The organism is Microbacterium sp. Leaf436, assembly GCF_001424715.1.
Taxonomy (GTDB): domain Bacteria; phylum Actinomycetota; class Actinomycetes; order Actinomycetales; family Microbacteriaceae; genus Microbacterium.
The window spans coordinates 1-14577 of sequence record NZ_LMRB01000002.1 but is presented as its reverse complement, the minus strand read 5'-3'; the positions used below and the strand labels follow the sequence as shown (position 1 = coordinate 14577).

The following is a 14577-nucleotide window of genomic DNA, read 5'->3' as shown; positions in this document are numbered from 1 at the left end:
CGGCCACCGCCTCCGCGTCAGCGCAGCGAGATCTCGGTGTTGTCGATGAAGCGGTGTCCCGCGACCGTCGCCGCGATGAGGGCGAGGGCACGCCCCGTGTGGCCTTCGTCGACGGGCAGGAACGTGGCCGGGTCGACCACGTTGAGGTACTCCAGGGTGATGCGCTGCTCGCCCATCAGCGACGACTGGGCCGCGGCGATGCAGGAGTCGACGCCCAGATCGGCGTTCGAGGCGGCCGCTTCGAGGGCGCGCGGCAGAAGCGAGGCCGCGCGGCGCTCGGCATCGTCGAGCAGCGCGACGCGGCTCGACACGGGCAGCCCGTCGGGGGTGCGCACCGTCGGCACGGTGGCCACGTCGATCGCGAAGTCCAGATCGCGGATCATGCGACGCACCAGGAACACCCGCTGCGCGTCGCGTTCGCCGTAGACGGCCACGTCGGGGGCGACCAGATGGAAAAGTTTCGCCTCGACGGTCAGGACGCCATCGAAGTAGAACGGACGCACGCGCCCCTCGTACCGCAGGCCGACATCGCCCGCCGAGACGCGGGTGGTGGTCGTTCCCCGGGGCAGGAACTCCTCGGCGGTCGGGGCGAACACGACGTCGACCCCGAGCTCGGCCAGGACGCGCGCGTCGGCGTCGGGAGAACGCGGGTAGCTCGCCGTCTCTTCCGCGGTGCGGAAGCGCAGGGGGTTCACGAACGTCGACACGACGACGACATCGGCGTTCGAGCGGGCCTCGTGGATCAGATCGACGTGACCGTCGTGCAGAGCGCCGAGGGTCGAGACGAGGGCGACGCGCGGGCCGCCCGCCGGTCGATCTGCGCCTCGGATTTCTCCGAGTCGGGTGCGCAGATCCTGAAGGGTGCGGATCATCCGTCGATCGTATCGTCGCCGTCGAGCCCTCGAAGTCCCGCGCCCTCGATCAGAGCCTGGTCGACGCTGGAGCGCACGAGCGCCGAAAGGTACCCCCCGGGGTTGTCCACGCCCACGCGCGTCAGCAGGTCGGAGGACTGGCGCACGATCGAACGCGAGAACTCGGTCGCCGTCGCGATCGCCTCGGCGTAGACCGTGCGGTCCTCCTCGGCCACCACCACCGGCTCGCACCCGAGCTCGACGGCCAGCGCCTGGGCGATCGGCAGAACGGGGCCGGGCGCCGTGACCGCCGCGTAGGCCTGGGCCAGCTGGCGCAGATCGATCGACGAGGCCCCGGTGAAGACGATCGCCGGGTGGATGGCGAGCGGGATCGCGCCGCGCTGGGCAGCGGGGTCGAGCACCCGGGCGCCGTAGGCCGGGTCGGTGTGCAGCACGAGCTGGCCCGGTTGCCACGCGCCGACATCGGCGAGGCCCGCGATCAGGCCCGGCAGCTGCTCGTGCGGAACCGCGATGACGACCAGCTCGCTGCGGCGCACCACCTCGTCGGCGCTCAGCACGGGCAGCCCCGGCAGGATGGCCTCGACGCGGTCGTCGTCGGATCCCGAGGTGATCGCCGTCAGCGCGTGACCGGCACCGGCGAGCGCCGCGCCGATGACGGGGCCGACCCGGCCCGCGCCGATGATGCCGACGCCGAGACGACCGTCGCGCCCGCCGCTCATCCGGCCCACCGGTGACTGCGGTCGCCCGCCGCCGCCGCCACGGTCGTCAGAGCGGTCTGCTCGAACAGGCGCACGGCGTCGTCGCGGTCGATCGCTCCGATCGCGGTCTGCGCGGTCCCGGCGATGACGTGTCCCGTCACGGTGGCCGTCCGAAGCGCTCGCGCGAGCGGACCTTGGTGCAGACCGATCGACTGCAGTCGCGCCAACGGGATCACGGTCAGCGAGCGCCACACGAAGCCGCGGCGGAGCAGCAGCGCGTCGTCGGTCAGCCGCACGCCGTTGCGGCGCCACGACAGGGGCCGCAGCAGCCGCGCGCGAGCGGGGGTCGTCACGTAGGGGTCGTCGTCCACCGGACCCAGGATGCCGTCGCGGAACACGAGTGTCCATTCGGCGCTCGACAGGCTCGGGGCGAGGATGCGCAGCACACGCTCCACGTCGGCGCGGGTGCCGATCGGCAGTACCGCGGCGAACTGGTCGCTGCTGGTGTCGCTCGACGCGCGCCCCGACAACCGGTTCAGCGACACGCTCCACCAGCCGAACGGGCGCCACAGTAGGGGCTGACGCACCTCGATCGCGTGCACGCGGCCCGGCGGAACGATCTCGGACACCGTGGTGAACAGGCCGAAGGTGACGCGCACGCCGTCGGACGTGGGGGCGATCGAGTACCGCAGCCCCCGTGCGATCGAGCGCACGTAGTACGCACCGAAGGCGAGGAACATGGGCACGACGGTGAACAGCACCCAGAGCGTCGACACCGATGCCGCCACCACGATGCCCACGACGAGGGCGATGAGCACCAGCGTGGAACCGCTCAGGACGCGGGATGCCACGAGCCGCCCGATCGGGATCCGCACGATGCTCTCGGGCTCGGCATCCGAGAGGTCTTCTCCGTCGACGAGTCCCTGCAGGCCCGCTCCCACGGCCTCGGCGGCCTGGCGGGCCACCGACGACCGCCCGGCGGTGCGCGCCCCCGCCTCGGCGAGGCGTCGACCGGAAGCGAGACGCAGGATGTCACCGCGGATCGCCTCAGCGTCTTTGCCCGAGAGGTACTCGAGCTTCACGTTGGCATCGAGGCCCGCTCCCACGACCTCGAGCTTCGCGAGGCCGAGCAGACGCGCGACCATCGGCCGGGTGAGGTTGACGCCCTGCACCCGGTCGAGGGGCGCCCGTCGGTGCGTGCGGAACAGCACGCCCGAGCGCACCTCGACGTCGTCGTCGCCGATGCGCAGGGTGTGGAACCGCCACGACAGGCGGAAGATCCCCAGCAGGACCAGCACCACCACGAGGGCGATTCCGCCGGCGATCAGCAGGAGGTTGTTCGCGAACAGGAAGTCGACCGGGTCGGGCGGCAGCGCCCCCGGGGGCAGGTCGGTGAAGGCGGGGAAGAACCACTCGATCAGTCGCTCCCGCAGGTTCGCCACGAGCAGACCGATGATCACGACCAGCGACAGTCCACCGCGCAGCACGGGCGTCAGCGGGTGAAGTCGGTGCCATTCGCCGTCGCTGTATGGCGAGCGCACGACCGGTCGCCGCAGCGGCCCGGCGGGGGCCGCGGCGCCCTCCGGGACACCCGATGCGGCGGCGGGAGTCGCGGCGGCGGAACCCTCGGCATCCGGTCCGGTCGCGTCATCGGCGAACTCCGGTTCGCCCGGGGACTCCGCGGAACCCGCGGAGCGGTCGTCGCTCACAGTCCCGTCCGGCGGGTCTCGGCGACGGCGATGAGCGTGTCGCGCAGCTGCTCGGCCGCCTCCTGCGTGAGTCCGGGGATGGTCACGCCGGTCGAGGCCGCGGCGGTGACGAGTTTGAGCTGCGCGATGCCGAAGCCGCGGTCGAGGGGCCCGTGGGTGATGTCGACGAGCTGCATGCGCCCGTAGGGCACGGCCACGACCCGCTGCCACAGGATGCCGCGGCGGAAGACCAGGTCGTCGCGGCGCAGCTGGTAGCCGACCGAACGCGCTTGTCGCGGCGTGATGATCAGGCCGATCGTCGTGACGATCAGGATCACCCCGGCGGGGATCCACTGCCACGGCACCTGCGTGAACACCTGGATGCCGATGGCGACGGCCGCGACGACGACGATCACCGCCGCTTGCGAGATGAGTTGCACGCGCACGTACGCCCGCGCCAGTTGGTGCCACGTGCCGTCGCCGAGCGGGAGTCGGCCCGCCGCGCGCGGCTCGAGGATGCGAGGGTAGGTGCGCTCGTCGAGCACGTCGGTCCCGGCCTCGGTCGCGGTGACCGGTGCCTCGTGCTGCTCGGGGAGCGCCGGCGCCGCGAGCGGGTGCTCAGGCTCCGACGGGACCGGCGGGGGTGTCTCCGGGGGTATCGTCATCGTCGTCCTTCCGGATGGTGCAGAGCTGCTCGGCCACGAGCCCCGCCACGACGAGGACGACTCCGCACACGATCGTCGCGATGATCGATCCCATCGAGCCTATCGACGGCGTCACCGGACGGCTCAGCAGGAACGCCAGAAGTCCGATGCCGAACCCGGTGGCCGCCGCCCCCACGAGCGACGACGCCTTGGCCAGCATGGCGATGCGCAGCGCGCGGAACGGGTCGATCCGGCGGGCGCCGCGTCGGCGCGTCGCCCGATACACCGGCACGGCCAGAACGACGATGACGACGCCGAGCAGGGCCAGGATGGTGGGCAGGCTCGCCGCGGGCGAGAACGTGGCGCGCCCCGTCGCGGTGAGCAGGGTGTCGGTCACGAATCCGACGACGGCCCCGATGACCGCGGCGATGACGAGGATGCCCGCCCCCGTGCGCTTCACGCGCTGCCCCGCAGCCCCGACAGAAGAGCGTCGATCCGGCCGCGGCCGGGGATCTCGGCATCCGGATCCACCTCCAGCCACGGCGCCAGCACGAACTCGCGCTCGTGGGCGCGGGGGTGCGGCACGGTGAGGTCGTCGCGGTCGATCGTCTCGTCGCCGTACGCGATGAGGTCGAGATCGAGCGTGCGATCGCCCCACCGCTCGCGGCGCACCCGCCCGTGGCGCGCCTCGATGCGGTGCAGCGCGGCCAGCAGCTCGGTCGGGGCGAGACGCGTCTGCACGAGGGCGACGGCGTTGAGGTACCGGGGGGCGTCGGCGTCTTCTCCGGTGAGCGTGACCGCCACCGTCTCGAGCGGCGCCGAGACGCGCACCTCGCCCGTCAGCGGCAGGGTGCGCAGCTCGTCGACGGCGGCGGCGAGCGTGTCGGCGCGCGCGCCCAGGTTGGCGCCGAGGGCGACGACGGCCGTGACCGGGGTCGCGCGCGGGGCGGCGTCGAGGCCGTGGGCCAGTCGGACGTTCACGCGCGGCTCCGCCGCACGGTCACGGCGACGTCGCCGAACGGCACGGGGATCGGCGCCTGCGGCTTGTGCACCGTGATGCGCACGGATGCCACCCGCTCGTCGGTGAGCACGTCGTCGGCAATGCGCTGGGCGAGGGTCTCGAGCAGGTCGACCGGCTCGCCCTCGACGAGGGCGACGATGCGCTCGGCGAGTTCGCCGTAGTGCACCGTGTCGGCGACGTCATCGGTCTCGGCCGCCCGCCGCAGCGAGATGGCCAGCGCCGCATCGACGACGAACTCCTGACCGTCGCGCTTCTCATCGGCGTAGACGCCGTGGTACCCGAAGGCGCGCACCCCCGTCAGCGTGATCTCGTCGGCGGCATCCATCAGGACTCCCCTGCATCGGTGAACGCGCGCGCGACGGCGAGCGCGTCGCGTGTGGTCGGCACATCGTGCACGCGCACGGCCCAGGCGCCGTCGCGGGCCGCGAGCGCGCTGGTGACGGCCGTAGCGAGGTCGCGGCGGCCGAGGTCGGCGTCGTCGCCGAGCACCTCGGCGAGGAATCGTTTGCGGCTGGTCCCGATGAGCACGCGGTGTCCGAGGCCGGCGATCTCGGGCAGAGCCCGCAGCGTCTGCCAATTCTGCGCCCCGCGCTTGCCGAAGCCGATCCCCGGATCGACCACGATGCGCGTCGGCGCGATGCCCGCCGCCACGGCCGCCTCGACGCGCGCGGCCAGCTCGGCGGCCACCTCGCGTCCGACGTCGGCGTAGTCGGCACGGGCGTACATCTCGGTCGACGGGCCACGCCAGTGTCCGAGCGCCAGCTCGGCGTCGGTCTCGGCGACCGCCGCCAGCATGTCGGGGTCGGCGAGTCCCCCCGACACGTCGTTGACGAGCCGAGCGCCCGCGCGCACGGCGGCGACCGCCGTGACGGCGTTCATCGTGTCGATGCTCACGAACGCGCCCTCGGATGCCAGGGCCTCCACCACCGGGAGCACGCGCTGCTGCTCGACGCGCGGCGCGACCCGCTGGGCACCCGGGCGCGTGGACTCGCCGCCCACGTCGAGCAGGTCGGCACCCTGGTCGCGCAGGAATCGCGCGTGCGCGATGGCCGCATCGGGGTCGAGGTAGCGGCCGCCGTCGCTGAACGAGTCGGGCGTCACGTTGACGATGCCCATGATGAGCGTCACGCTCGCGCTCCGATGAGCGCGACCAGCTCGGCGCGGGCCGCGGGCTCGGTGTAGGCGCCGCGGGCGGCGATCGTCACCGTCGAGGCCTCGGTCTGGCGTCCCCCGCGCATGGTCACGCACTCGTGCGTCGCGTCGAGCACGACGAGCACTCCGCGCGCGTCCAGTGCGTGGGCGATCGCGTCGGCGACCTGCTCGCCCAGGCGCTCCTGCACCTGCGGTCGCGCGGCGAGGATGTCGATGACCCGCGGCAGTGCGCCCAGGCCCACGACCTCTTCACCGGGCAGGTAGGCGACGTGCGCGCGCCCGCGGAAGGGCAGTAGGTGGTGTTCGCACATCGAGCGGAACGAGATGTCGCGCAGCATGACGGCGCCCGAGGGCAGAGTGTCGGGCGCCGGTCCGCGCGACACCGAGATGGTGTGCTGCAGGGGGACGCCGGCATCCTGATCCACGCCCGCGAAGAACTCCGCCCACGACTCCGCGACCCGCGCGGGCGTCTGACGCAGGCCGGGGCGATCGGGGTCTTCCCCGATCGCCCCCAGCAACTCGCGTACTAATGCGGCGACGCGCTCCCGATCGACGGCCACGGCGCCTCAGGCGGTGGCCGGTCGCGTCTGCCCGCTCGGACGGGGCTGCGTGGCAGCCTGCGTCTGGGACTGCGCCTCGGTGGAGGCCGCGATACCGGCGGGCTGCGCGCGACGCGGCACGTCGACCGGCGGCTGGGTCGAGACCGGACGATCGCCCGACGACAGCCACTGCGGGCGCGGCGTCAGTCGCTTGACGTCGGTGAAGATCTCGGCGAGCTCGATGTGGTCGAGCGTCTCTTTCTCGAGCAGAGCGAGGGCGAGGCGGTCGAGCACGGCACGGTTGTCGTTGATCACCTGGTAGGCCTCGTTGTGCGCCTGCTCGATGAGGGCCCGCACCTGGGCGTCGATGCGTTCGGCGATGCGCTCCGAGAAGTCGCGGCCGTGCCCCATGTCGCGGCCCATGAACACTTCGCCCGACGACGAGCCGAGCTTGACCGGGCCCACCTCGTTCGTCATGCCGTACTCGGTGACCATCTTGCGGGCGATGCTCGTCGCCTTCTCGATGTCGTTCGAGGCGCCGGTGGTGGGGTCGTGGAAGACGATCTCTTCCGCGACGCGGCCGCCCATGGCGTACGTCAGCTGGTCCTGCAGCTCGTTGCGGGTGATGGAGTACTTGTCGTCGAGCGGCAGCACCATCGTGTAACCGAGCGCCTTGCCGCGGGGAAGGATCGTCACCTTCGTGACCGGGTCGGTGTGGTTCATCGCCGCCGCCGCGAGAGCGTGTCCGCCCTCGTGGTACGCCGTGATGAGCCGCTCCTTGTCGCGCATGACGCGGGTGCGGCGCTGGGGACCGGCGATGACGCGGTCGATGGCCTCGTCGAGCGCGCGGTTGTCGATGAGCTGCGCGTTGGAGCGGGCGGTGAGCAGCGCGGCCTCGTTGAGCACGTTCGCCAGGTCGGCGCCGGTGAAGCCCGGCGTCTTACGCGCGACGACCTCGAGGTCGACCGAGTCCGACAGCGGCTTGCCGCGTCCGTGCACCTCGAGGATGCGCTGGCGACCCTTGAGGTCGGGGGCGTCGACGCCGATCTGGCGGTCGAAACGGCCCGGGCGCAGAAGAGCGGGGTCGAGGATGTCGGGGCGGTTGGTCGCCGCGATCACGATGACGTTGACCTTGGGGTCGAAGCCGTCCATCTCGACCAGCATCTGGTTCAGCGTCTGCTCGCGCTCGTCGTGACCGCCGCCCATGCCGGCGCCGCGGTGGCGACCGACGGCGTCGATCTCGTCGATGAAGATGATGGCGGGCGAGCTCTCTTTCGCCTGGTTGAAGAGGTCGCGCACGCGGCTCGCGCCGACGCCGACGAACATCTCGACGAAGTCCGAGCCCGAGATCGCGTAGAACGGCACACCGGCTTCACCGGCGACGGCGCGGGCGAGCAGGGTCTTGCCGGTTCCGGGAGGGCCGTACAGCAGCACGCCCTTCGGGATGCGGGCGCCGACCTCTTCGAACTTCTTCGGGTCCTTCAGGAACTCTTTGATCTCTTCGAGCTCTTCGATGGCCTCGTCGGATCCGGCGACGTCTTGGAACGTGACCGTGGGCGTCTCTTTGGTCACGAGCTTGGCGCGCGACTTGCCGAACTGCATGACCTTGCTCCCCCCGCCCTGGGCGCTCGAGAGCAGCCACCAGAACAGCAGGCCGAGGAGGATGAGCGGGAGCATGAGGCCCAGCAGGCCGTCGAACCAGCTGGCCTTGGGCACGACGTCGTTGAAGCCGTCGGAGGGGGCGGCGGAATCGATCGCGGTGGCGACCTCGCTCGCGCGGGCCTGCCCGTAGTAGAACTGCACGTCATCGGCGCCCTCGAAGGGCTGCGACAGCGTGAGATCGACGCGCTGATCGGGGTCGTTGGTCACCACCTGGGTGACCGTCCCGCCCTTGAGCAGCTGCAGACCCTCCTGGGTGGAGACCTGACGCGCACCGCTGAGGTTGGAGATGAGCGAGAAGCCGATGACCAGAAGCAGACCGACCAGCAGAACGTAGATGATCGGATTACGCGTGATCTTCTTGAAATTCATGGTGGGCGAGCCCAGCCCTTTCGTGATCCTCCGCAGAATGCGGTCGAATTAGGCTAACGCCCGCGAACTATGCCGGGCCTGTGCGTTCGTCATGGGCGTACACGCCCGCTCTCGACGCGGTCAGGAGTAGACGTGGGGCGCGAGCACCGCGACGTCGCGGAGGTTGCGGTAGCGCTCGGCGTAGTCGAGGCCGTACCCGATGACGAAGTCGTTGGGGATGTCGAAGCCCACGTACCGGCAGTCGACCTGCACCTTCATGGCGTCGGGCTTGCGCAGCAGCGCCAGCACCTCGACCGACTCGGCTCCGCGCGAGGCGAAGTTCTCGAGCAGCCAGCTCAGGGTGAGACCGGAGTCGATGATGTCTTCGACGATCAGCACGTGCTTGCCGGTGATGTCGGTGTCGAGGTCTTTGCGGATCTGCACGACGCCGCTCGAGCGCGTGCTGGCGCCATACGACGACACGGCCATCCAGTCCATCGAGACGTGGATCGGCAGGTGCCGGGCGAAATCGGCCATGACCATGACCGCACCCTTGAGCACCCCCACCAGCACCACGTCGCGGCCCTCGTAGTCGCGGGCGACCTGCGTCGCCAACTCGGCGAGCTTGCCATGGATCTGCTCCTCGGTGAGGAGGACTTCGCTGATGTCGTCGGAGATGTCGGCCGCGCGCATTCCGAAAGTCTACGTCGGGGGAATCAGGATGCCGCCCGCGCGACGATCTCGATGCGGGCACCCACGCGTCGGGCGAGACACGCGGGCAGATCGATCGGCCCCTGCCCGCGCCAGTCGGTCGCCAGCCGGGCCACCTCGAGCGTCTGGGCCCGAGACAGCGACACCCCGAACTCGCTCTCGACGACGTAGCGCACGATGCGGTTGCGCAGCGCCGCGGGGTTCGCGGCGAGGGCGGCGACCGAGACCGAGATCCCGGCCTCGGCGTGCTCGACGATGTCTTCGATCGTCTCGTCGATCATGTCCTGGAAGGCCGCGGCGTCTTCGCGCAGCTGCTCCGCGGTACGGGCCAGGGCCTCGGCGATCCCCGGGCCGAGCTCCGCTTCGAGAACGGGCAGCACGCGCTCCCGCACGCGCACGCGGGCGTACGCCGGGTCGACGTTGTGCGGGTCCGCCCACGGCTCGAGTCCCTCGGCGGCGCACGCGGCGACGGTCGTACCCCGACGCACGCCCAGCAGAGGCCGAACCCACAGCGGGCCCGTCGAGTCGCGTCGCTCCGCCGGCATGCCGGCGAGGCTCAGGCTGCCCGAGCCCCGCGCGAGCCCCAGCAGCACCGTCTCGGCCTGGTCGTCGAGCGTGTGACCGAGCAGGACGATGTCGGCGCCGACCTGCTCGGCCGCGCGGGCGAGGGCCGCGTAGCGTGCCGCGCGGGCCGCGGCCTCGAGCCCCTCGCCCTCCGTCGCGACCTCGACGGCGACGACGCGCGCGCCGACGCCCAGCCCGCGCGCGGCCTCGGCGGCGCGAGCCGCCACGGCATCCGATCCCGCTTGCAGGGTGTGGTCGATGACGACCGCCTCGACCCGGATGCCGCGACCCTTGGCCTCGAACGCGGTCGCCGCCGCGAGAGCCAGCGAGTCCGCGCCACCCGAGAGGGCGACGACGACGGCGCCGTCGGTCGTGTCGAGCACCGCGCGCACGGCGCGGCGCACCTCGGCGACGGACGGGTCGAGCCCGGGGCGGTGGTCCATGCCTCCACGGTAGCGGCGGGCTCGGCGGTCGCGCGGTGTCGCGCGTACCATCGTGCCCGTGCGCGCGGCGGCGTCACCGGTCGTGAGAGCGCGCGTTACGCCGGAGTCGTGCACGCCCGTGCGGCGAGGTGCGTGCCGGATAGGCTGGGCGCGGAAATCCACAGATCTAAGGAGCACGAGTATGGGCGCGTACGACGCCGTCATCGAGATCCCCCGCGGCAGCCGCGTGAAGTACGAGGTCGACCACGGCACCGGCCGTGTGTACCTCGACCGCATCCTCTACACGGTGTTCGGCTACCCGGCCAACTACGGCTTCTTCGAGAACACCCTCGGCGAAGACGGCGACCCGCTCGACGTGCTGCTGCTGCTCGACCGCGACCTGCACCCCGGCATCCTCGCCAAGGTCCGTCCGGTGGGCGTGCTGAAGATGAGCGACGAGGCCGGTGGCGACGACAAGGTCGTGGCCGTGCTCGCGAAGGACCCGCGTTGGGACCACATCCAGGACGTCGGCGACATCGACGACTGGACCAAGAAGGAGATCACGCACTTCTTCGAGCACTACAAGGACCTCGAGCCCAACAAGTGGGTCAAGGTCGACGACTGGGCGGATGCCGCCGAGGCCGAGCGCCTGGTGGGCGAGGCGTTCACGCGCTTCGAGGAGCACGACGCCCAGACCAAGACGCAGGGCTCGGGCGAAGCGCCCAACACCCTCTGACCTCGGTCTGACGCAGAAAACCCCCGGTCATCGACCGGGGGTTCTCTCGTTCACCGGATGAGGTGGACCGGATCAGGTGTAGATGCCGCGATCGCGCAGCCATCCCGCCGGGTCGGTCGTGCCGCCCCACGGCGGGTAGACCTCGAAGTGCAGGTGGCAGCCGAACGAGTTACCCGTCTGACCGGTGGCGGCGATCTGCTGACCGGCACCCACGCTCTGGCCGTACGAGACGTAGATACCGCCGTCGACGATGTGGGCGTAGCCGGTCGACGAGCCGTCGCCGTGCTGGATGCGGATGTAGTTGCCGTAGCCGCCGTTGTAGCCCGCGTACGTGACGCGCCCGTCGGCAGCCGCGTAGATCGGCGAGTAGCACCCCGCGCCGAAGTCGAGGCCGAGGTGCCACGAGCTGGCGCAGTAGCTGCCGTTGCACTGGCTGGAGCGGGGGCCGTAGCCCGATGTGGTGCCCGCCGACGAGGGACGCGCCCACCCGGAGCCGCCGACATCGCCGCCTCCGCCGCCGCCGCCGCCGCCACCTCCGCCGCCGCCGCCGCCACTACTACCGCCACCACCGCCGCTGTTGTTGTTGTTCTGGCGGTCGCGCTCTTCCTGCTCGCGACGCTCGCGCTCGGCGCGGTCGCGCGCCTCGGCCTCTTCGCGGGCACGGCGCTCTCGCTCTTCGCGCGCCTTGCGCTCGGCCTCGACACCGGCCTGGTAGTCGGCGACGGTCTTGGCCGTGGTGTCCTGCAGGGCGGCGAGCTGGGCTTCGAGCACGACCTGGTTCGACTGCTGCTCGGCGAGGGCGGCCTGAGCCGCTTCGGCGGCCTGCTGAGCGGCGACCATCTTCTCTTCGGCGATCTTCTGCAGACGGTCGCGCTCGGTGCGGGCGTCGCCGGCCTGGTTGCTCAGCTGCTGCGCGGAGTCGCGCGCCGTGATGGCTGCGGCGTACACCGAACGGTTGCGGTCGAGGAGCTTGTCCATCGTGCCGAGCTTGGCCAGCAGATCGTCGGCCGTCGCGGCCGAGCCCGAGAAGAACAGGTCGAGCGAGGTGTCGTCACCGCCCGCGCGGTACAGCTGCGCGGCGACCTTGCCTGCCTTGTTCGCGGCGTCGACGGCCTCGGCGGCCTTCGCGTCGGCCTGCGACTGGATCTGCTGAGCGCGGTAGTCGGCGTCGAGATACGCCTGCTGCGCCGCGTAGTACTCGTCGGAACGCGCGATGACCTCGGCCTGCGTGCGCGCCACCTCGGACTGCAGACCCTGGATGAGGCCCTGAATGCGCGAGATCTCACCCGCCTTAGCCGACTCGTTCGCGCGCGCAGCCTCGACATCGGCCCACGAGGGGTAGTCGGCGGCGAAGGCGGGGGAACCGAAGCTCGACGCCGCAGCCCCGAAGGCGCCGACGGCGACAGCCCCGAAAGCTCCGAGCTTCAGCGCGCTGCGTCGGTCGAACGACGGCCAGAGGCGCCGCTGCTCCTTCGCAGTGGGCGCGCAGCCGCAGTCATCTGATTCGTCGGGGCGCTCGAGCGTCACGGGAATACCTCATCTCACCGGTTCGCAACTCGGCCAACAGTAGCAACACGAGTCACACGTACAACAGGGCGAGTTCCCGCTGTCGCGCCCCATCCTGGGCCCACGACACGCCGTCGGCGCGGACGCCACGCCCTCGATTGGCAATCTCCGAGATTGTGAAGTAGGCTCGGTCGTCGGCAAGCGAGGATGAAATCGTAAGGTTTCAGGCTCATCCGGCCCCATCGTTTAGCGGCCTAGGACACCGCCCTTTCACGGCGGCAGCACGGGTTCGAATCCCGTTGGGGTCACTTTCCGGTGGAATAACTTAATACGCATGGCCCTGTAGCGCAGTTGGTTAGCGTGCCGCCCTGTCACGGCGGAGGTCGCGGGTTCAAGTCCCGTCAGGGTCGCTCCACAGCGACGGGCCTTCTTTCGAGAAGGCCTTTCGTCTCGGAAGCGGCAGACATGCCGTTCGGCTCTGTAGCTCAGTTGGTAGAGCGCACGACTGAAAATCGTGAGGTCACGGGATCGACGCCCGTCGGAGCCACACGGATGATCATTACGTCATCCCAGAAACCCTCGCGGAGCTTCTATCCGCGGGGGTTTTGCCTTGCCCGGCGAGAGGCAGTTTTCGCGTCGCCCCCGACCTACTCTTGCCGACCACTGAGCGAGCGAAGCCCTCGTCCATCTGGCGAGCGCGGCGAAACGAGACGCCCTCCGCATGGAGCATGGGCCCGTGCACGCTCCGTGCGGTTCAAATATGCCCGCCCCGGCTGTTTCCGCCCGTGAGCCCGCTACGAGGTCATCGACGATGGCCCAGTAGACGCCCAACTTCTCCGAGGCATCCATCCGCGGGACAAGACCTCGCAGGCTTCCAAGCGACGACTTCGCCGACGGGCCGAGATCTATGCGCTCACGGAGGCACGAACGTCGATGGATGCAAGCGAGGGGGCGTTCGACGCGTGGGAGCGATGCTTCAGCGACTCGACCCGAGCCTCGATATCGCGATCGATATAACGGGCATGATGCGCCCCCCACCTAGTCACCCTGCCGCTCATGCTCCGAAGGTGCGACTTCGCGAGGGTCACTCTCATCTACTCGGACCCTCAGTCCTACGTGTCCGGACAATCCACTCAGTTCACGAAAGGCCCCGTCGAGTCGATAGGAGTCCTCCCCGGCTTCGCCGGGCTTCACGCGATGTCGCACGGCGCTGAGGACTGTCTCATAATCGGTGCTGGTTACGATCACGATCTTGTCCGGGCGGTGGCACAGCGTCTCGCCCACAAGCGTCGCCTATCGCAATACACTCCGTCGCAACGGCCTCGCTTCAGAGCCCCTGGGGAGGCCCATGTGTCCTTCTTCTTGTGTCTTCGGTCCTGCCTGAGCACTGCTACGTTCAGCCTGGAGCGTGTGCATGGATGCCACGCCCCGGGGGGAAACGTGAACGGACTTTCGCTGCGCCTGCGCGCGCTCATTACAGTGGCGATCACTCTCGGGGTCGTGACTATTGGTGGAGGAGCGGGCACGGCTTGGGCAACACCAAGCTTCAGCCCCTCGGAGGCTGCGGCGGTCTTGCCACTCCAGTCCACCCCTGCGGCAGCCCCGCAGCCCACGGCTTCGTTCGTGACGCCGACACCCATTCCATCCCCCGCACCAGCGACAAGCGCGTCGGCCGCGAAAGTCAGCGCGGATATCACGGGTCCAGTTTTCGTCAGCGGGTCCGTCGACAAGACGACCGTGAGCCCCTCCACCGGCGATAAGACCATCACCGTCACGGTCAAAGCCAGCGACCCCTCCGGGGTCAGCACCCCCACCATCTCCGCCAGCAGCAACGAAACCGACCAAAGCGCGGGATTCGGGGGCATGGACCTCGCCGCAGGCACCGCCACGAACGGCACCTGGAAACGCACCATCACCTTCCCCGCCACCGCGGCCCCCGGGACCTGGACGATCGACCTATTCCCCCTCAAAGACTCACTCGGCAGGCCGACGCCGATGCGCGGTCGGTGTACAT

Annotated in this window: 15 protein-coding genes and 3 tRNA genes; 5 read left to right on the top strand and 13 right to left on the bottom strand. The window is 70.4% G+C overall.

Features of this window, described 5'->3' with window-relative positions; all coding sequences use genetic code 11:
- Positions 1-17: 17 nt before the first annotated feature.
- The 12 genes from panC to tilS all read right to left on the bottom strand — a co-directional run bounded on the left by panC (position 18) and on the right by tilS (position 10342).
- On the bottom strand, positions 18-872 hold the full coding sequence (gene panC, locus ASG45_RS04380) for a pantoate--beta-alanine ligase (protein ID WP_055833348.1): 855 nt from the start codon (positions 870-872) through the stop codon (positions 18-20).
- Positions 869-1591: a DUF2520 domain-containing protein gene (locus ASG45_RS04375; RefSeq protein WP_055835780.1), complete on the bottom strand. Its 723-nt coding sequence runs from the start codon at positions 1589-1591 to the stop codon at positions 869-871. Before ASG45_RS04375 ends, panC begins: the two co-directional genes overlap by 4 nt.
- The gene (locus ASG45_RS04370; protein WP_235561567.1) at positions 1588-3279 is read right to left on the bottom strand and encodes a PH domain-containing protein; all 1692 of its coding nucleotides are present in this window, start codon (positions 3277-3279) and stop codon (positions 1588-1590) included. The genes ASG45_RS04375 and ASG45_RS04370 overlap by 4 nt, the downstream gene beginning before the upstream one ends.
- Positions 3276-3923 (bottom strand): PH domain-containing protein, encoded by a 648-nt coding sequence (locus ASG45_RS04365; RefSeq protein ID WP_082516452.1) that lies wholly within the window; start codon positions 3921-3923, stop codon positions 3276-3278. The genes ASG45_RS04370 and ASG45_RS04365 overlap by 4 nt, the downstream gene beginning before the upstream one ends.
- Positions 3877-4362, bottom strand: a complete 486-nt coding sequence (locus ASG45_RS04360) for a DUF3180 family protein (RefSeq protein ID WP_055833345.1) — start codon at positions 4360-4362, stop codon at positions 3877-3879. Before ASG45_RS04360 ends, ASG45_RS04365 begins: the two co-directional genes overlap by 47 nt.
- Complete coding sequence (gene folK / locus ASG45_RS04355; protein ID WP_055833342.1) at positions 4359-4883, bottom strand: 2-amino-4-hydroxy-6-hydroxymethyldihydropteridine diphosphokinase; 525 nt, start codon at positions 4881-4883, stop codon at positions 4359-4361. The genes ASG45_RS04360 and folK overlap by 4 nt, the downstream gene beginning before the upstream one ends.
- Complete coding sequence (gene folB, locus ASG45_RS04350) at positions 4880-5248, bottom strand: dihydroneopterin aldolase (protein ID WP_055833339.1); 369 nt, start codon at positions 5246-5248, stop codon at positions 4880-4882. Before folB ends, folK begins: the two co-directional genes overlap by 4 nt.
- On the bottom strand, positions 5248-6051 hold the full coding sequence (gene folP / locus ASG45_RS04345) for a dihydropteroate synthase (RefSeq protein WP_055833335.1): 804 nt from the start codon (positions 6049-6051) through the stop codon (positions 5248-5250). The genes folB and folP overlap by 1 nt, the downstream gene beginning before the upstream one ends.
- Positions 6048-6635 (bottom strand): GTP cyclohydrolase I, encoded by a 588-nt coding sequence (folE, locus tag ASG45_RS04340; RefSeq protein WP_055833331.1) that lies wholly within the window; start codon positions 6633-6635, stop codon positions 6048-6050. The genes folP and folE overlap by 4 nt, the downstream gene beginning before the upstream one ends.
- Before the next feature lie 6 nt (positions 6636-6641).
- Positions 6642-8645 (bottom strand): ATP-dependent zinc metalloprotease FtsH, encoded by a 2004-nt coding sequence (gene ftsH, locus ASG45_RS04335; protein ID WP_055833329.1) that lies wholly within the window; start codon positions 8643-8645, stop codon positions 6642-6644.
- A gap of 120 nt (positions 8646-8765) precedes the next feature.
- Positions 8766-9317 (bottom strand): hypoxanthine phosphoribosyltransferase, encoded by a 552-nt coding sequence (gene hpt, locus ASG45_RS04330; protein WP_055833327.1) that lies wholly within the window; start codon positions 9315-9317, stop codon positions 8766-8768.
- Between the two features lie 23 nt (positions 9318-9340).
- The gene (gene tilS, locus ASG45_RS04325) at positions 9341-10342 is read right to left on the bottom strand and encodes a tRNA lysidine(34) synthetase TilS (protein ID WP_055833324.1); all 1002 of its coding nucleotides are present in this window, start codon (positions 10340-10342) and stop codon (positions 9341-9343) included.
- Between the two features lie 181 nt (positions 10343-10523).
- On the opposite strand from tilS, the gene ASG45_RS04320 reads away from it, so the two are divergent.
- Positions 10524-11057: an inorganic diphosphatase gene (locus tag ASG45_RS04320; protein WP_055833321.1), complete on the top strand. Its 534-nt coding sequence runs from the start codon at positions 10524-10526 to the stop codon at positions 11055-11057.
- Between the two features lie 72 nt (positions 11058-11129).
- Here ASG45_RS04320 and ASG45_RS04315 read toward each other — a convergent pair whose 3' ends face one another.
- Positions 11130-12584 (bottom strand): M23 family metallopeptidase, encoded by a 1455-nt coding sequence (locus tag ASG45_RS04315; protein ID WP_055833319.1) that lies wholly within the window; start codon positions 12582-12584, stop codon positions 11130-11132.
- A 214-nt stretch (positions 12585-12798) separates the two neighbouring features.
- Between ASG45_RS04315 and ASG45_RS04310 the strand changes: the two genes are divergently transcribed.
- From ASG45_RS04310 to ASG45_RS04295, 4 genes are all read left to right on the top strand, one after another.
- Positions 12799-12871 (top strand) — tRNA-Glu (locus ASG45_RS04310).
- A gap of 28 nt (positions 12872-12899) precedes the next feature.
- A tRNA-Asp gene (locus ASG45_RS04305) sits at positions 12900-12973 on the top strand.
- Between the two features lie 64 nt (positions 12974-13037).
- Positions 13038-13110, top strand: a tRNA-Phe gene (locus tag ASG45_RS04300).
- A gap of 1190 nt (positions 13111-14300) precedes the next feature.
- The coding region (locus ASG45_RS04295) for a hypothetical protein (RefSeq protein ID WP_055833315.1) at positions 14301-14577 on the top strand (277 nt) is incomplete at its 3' end.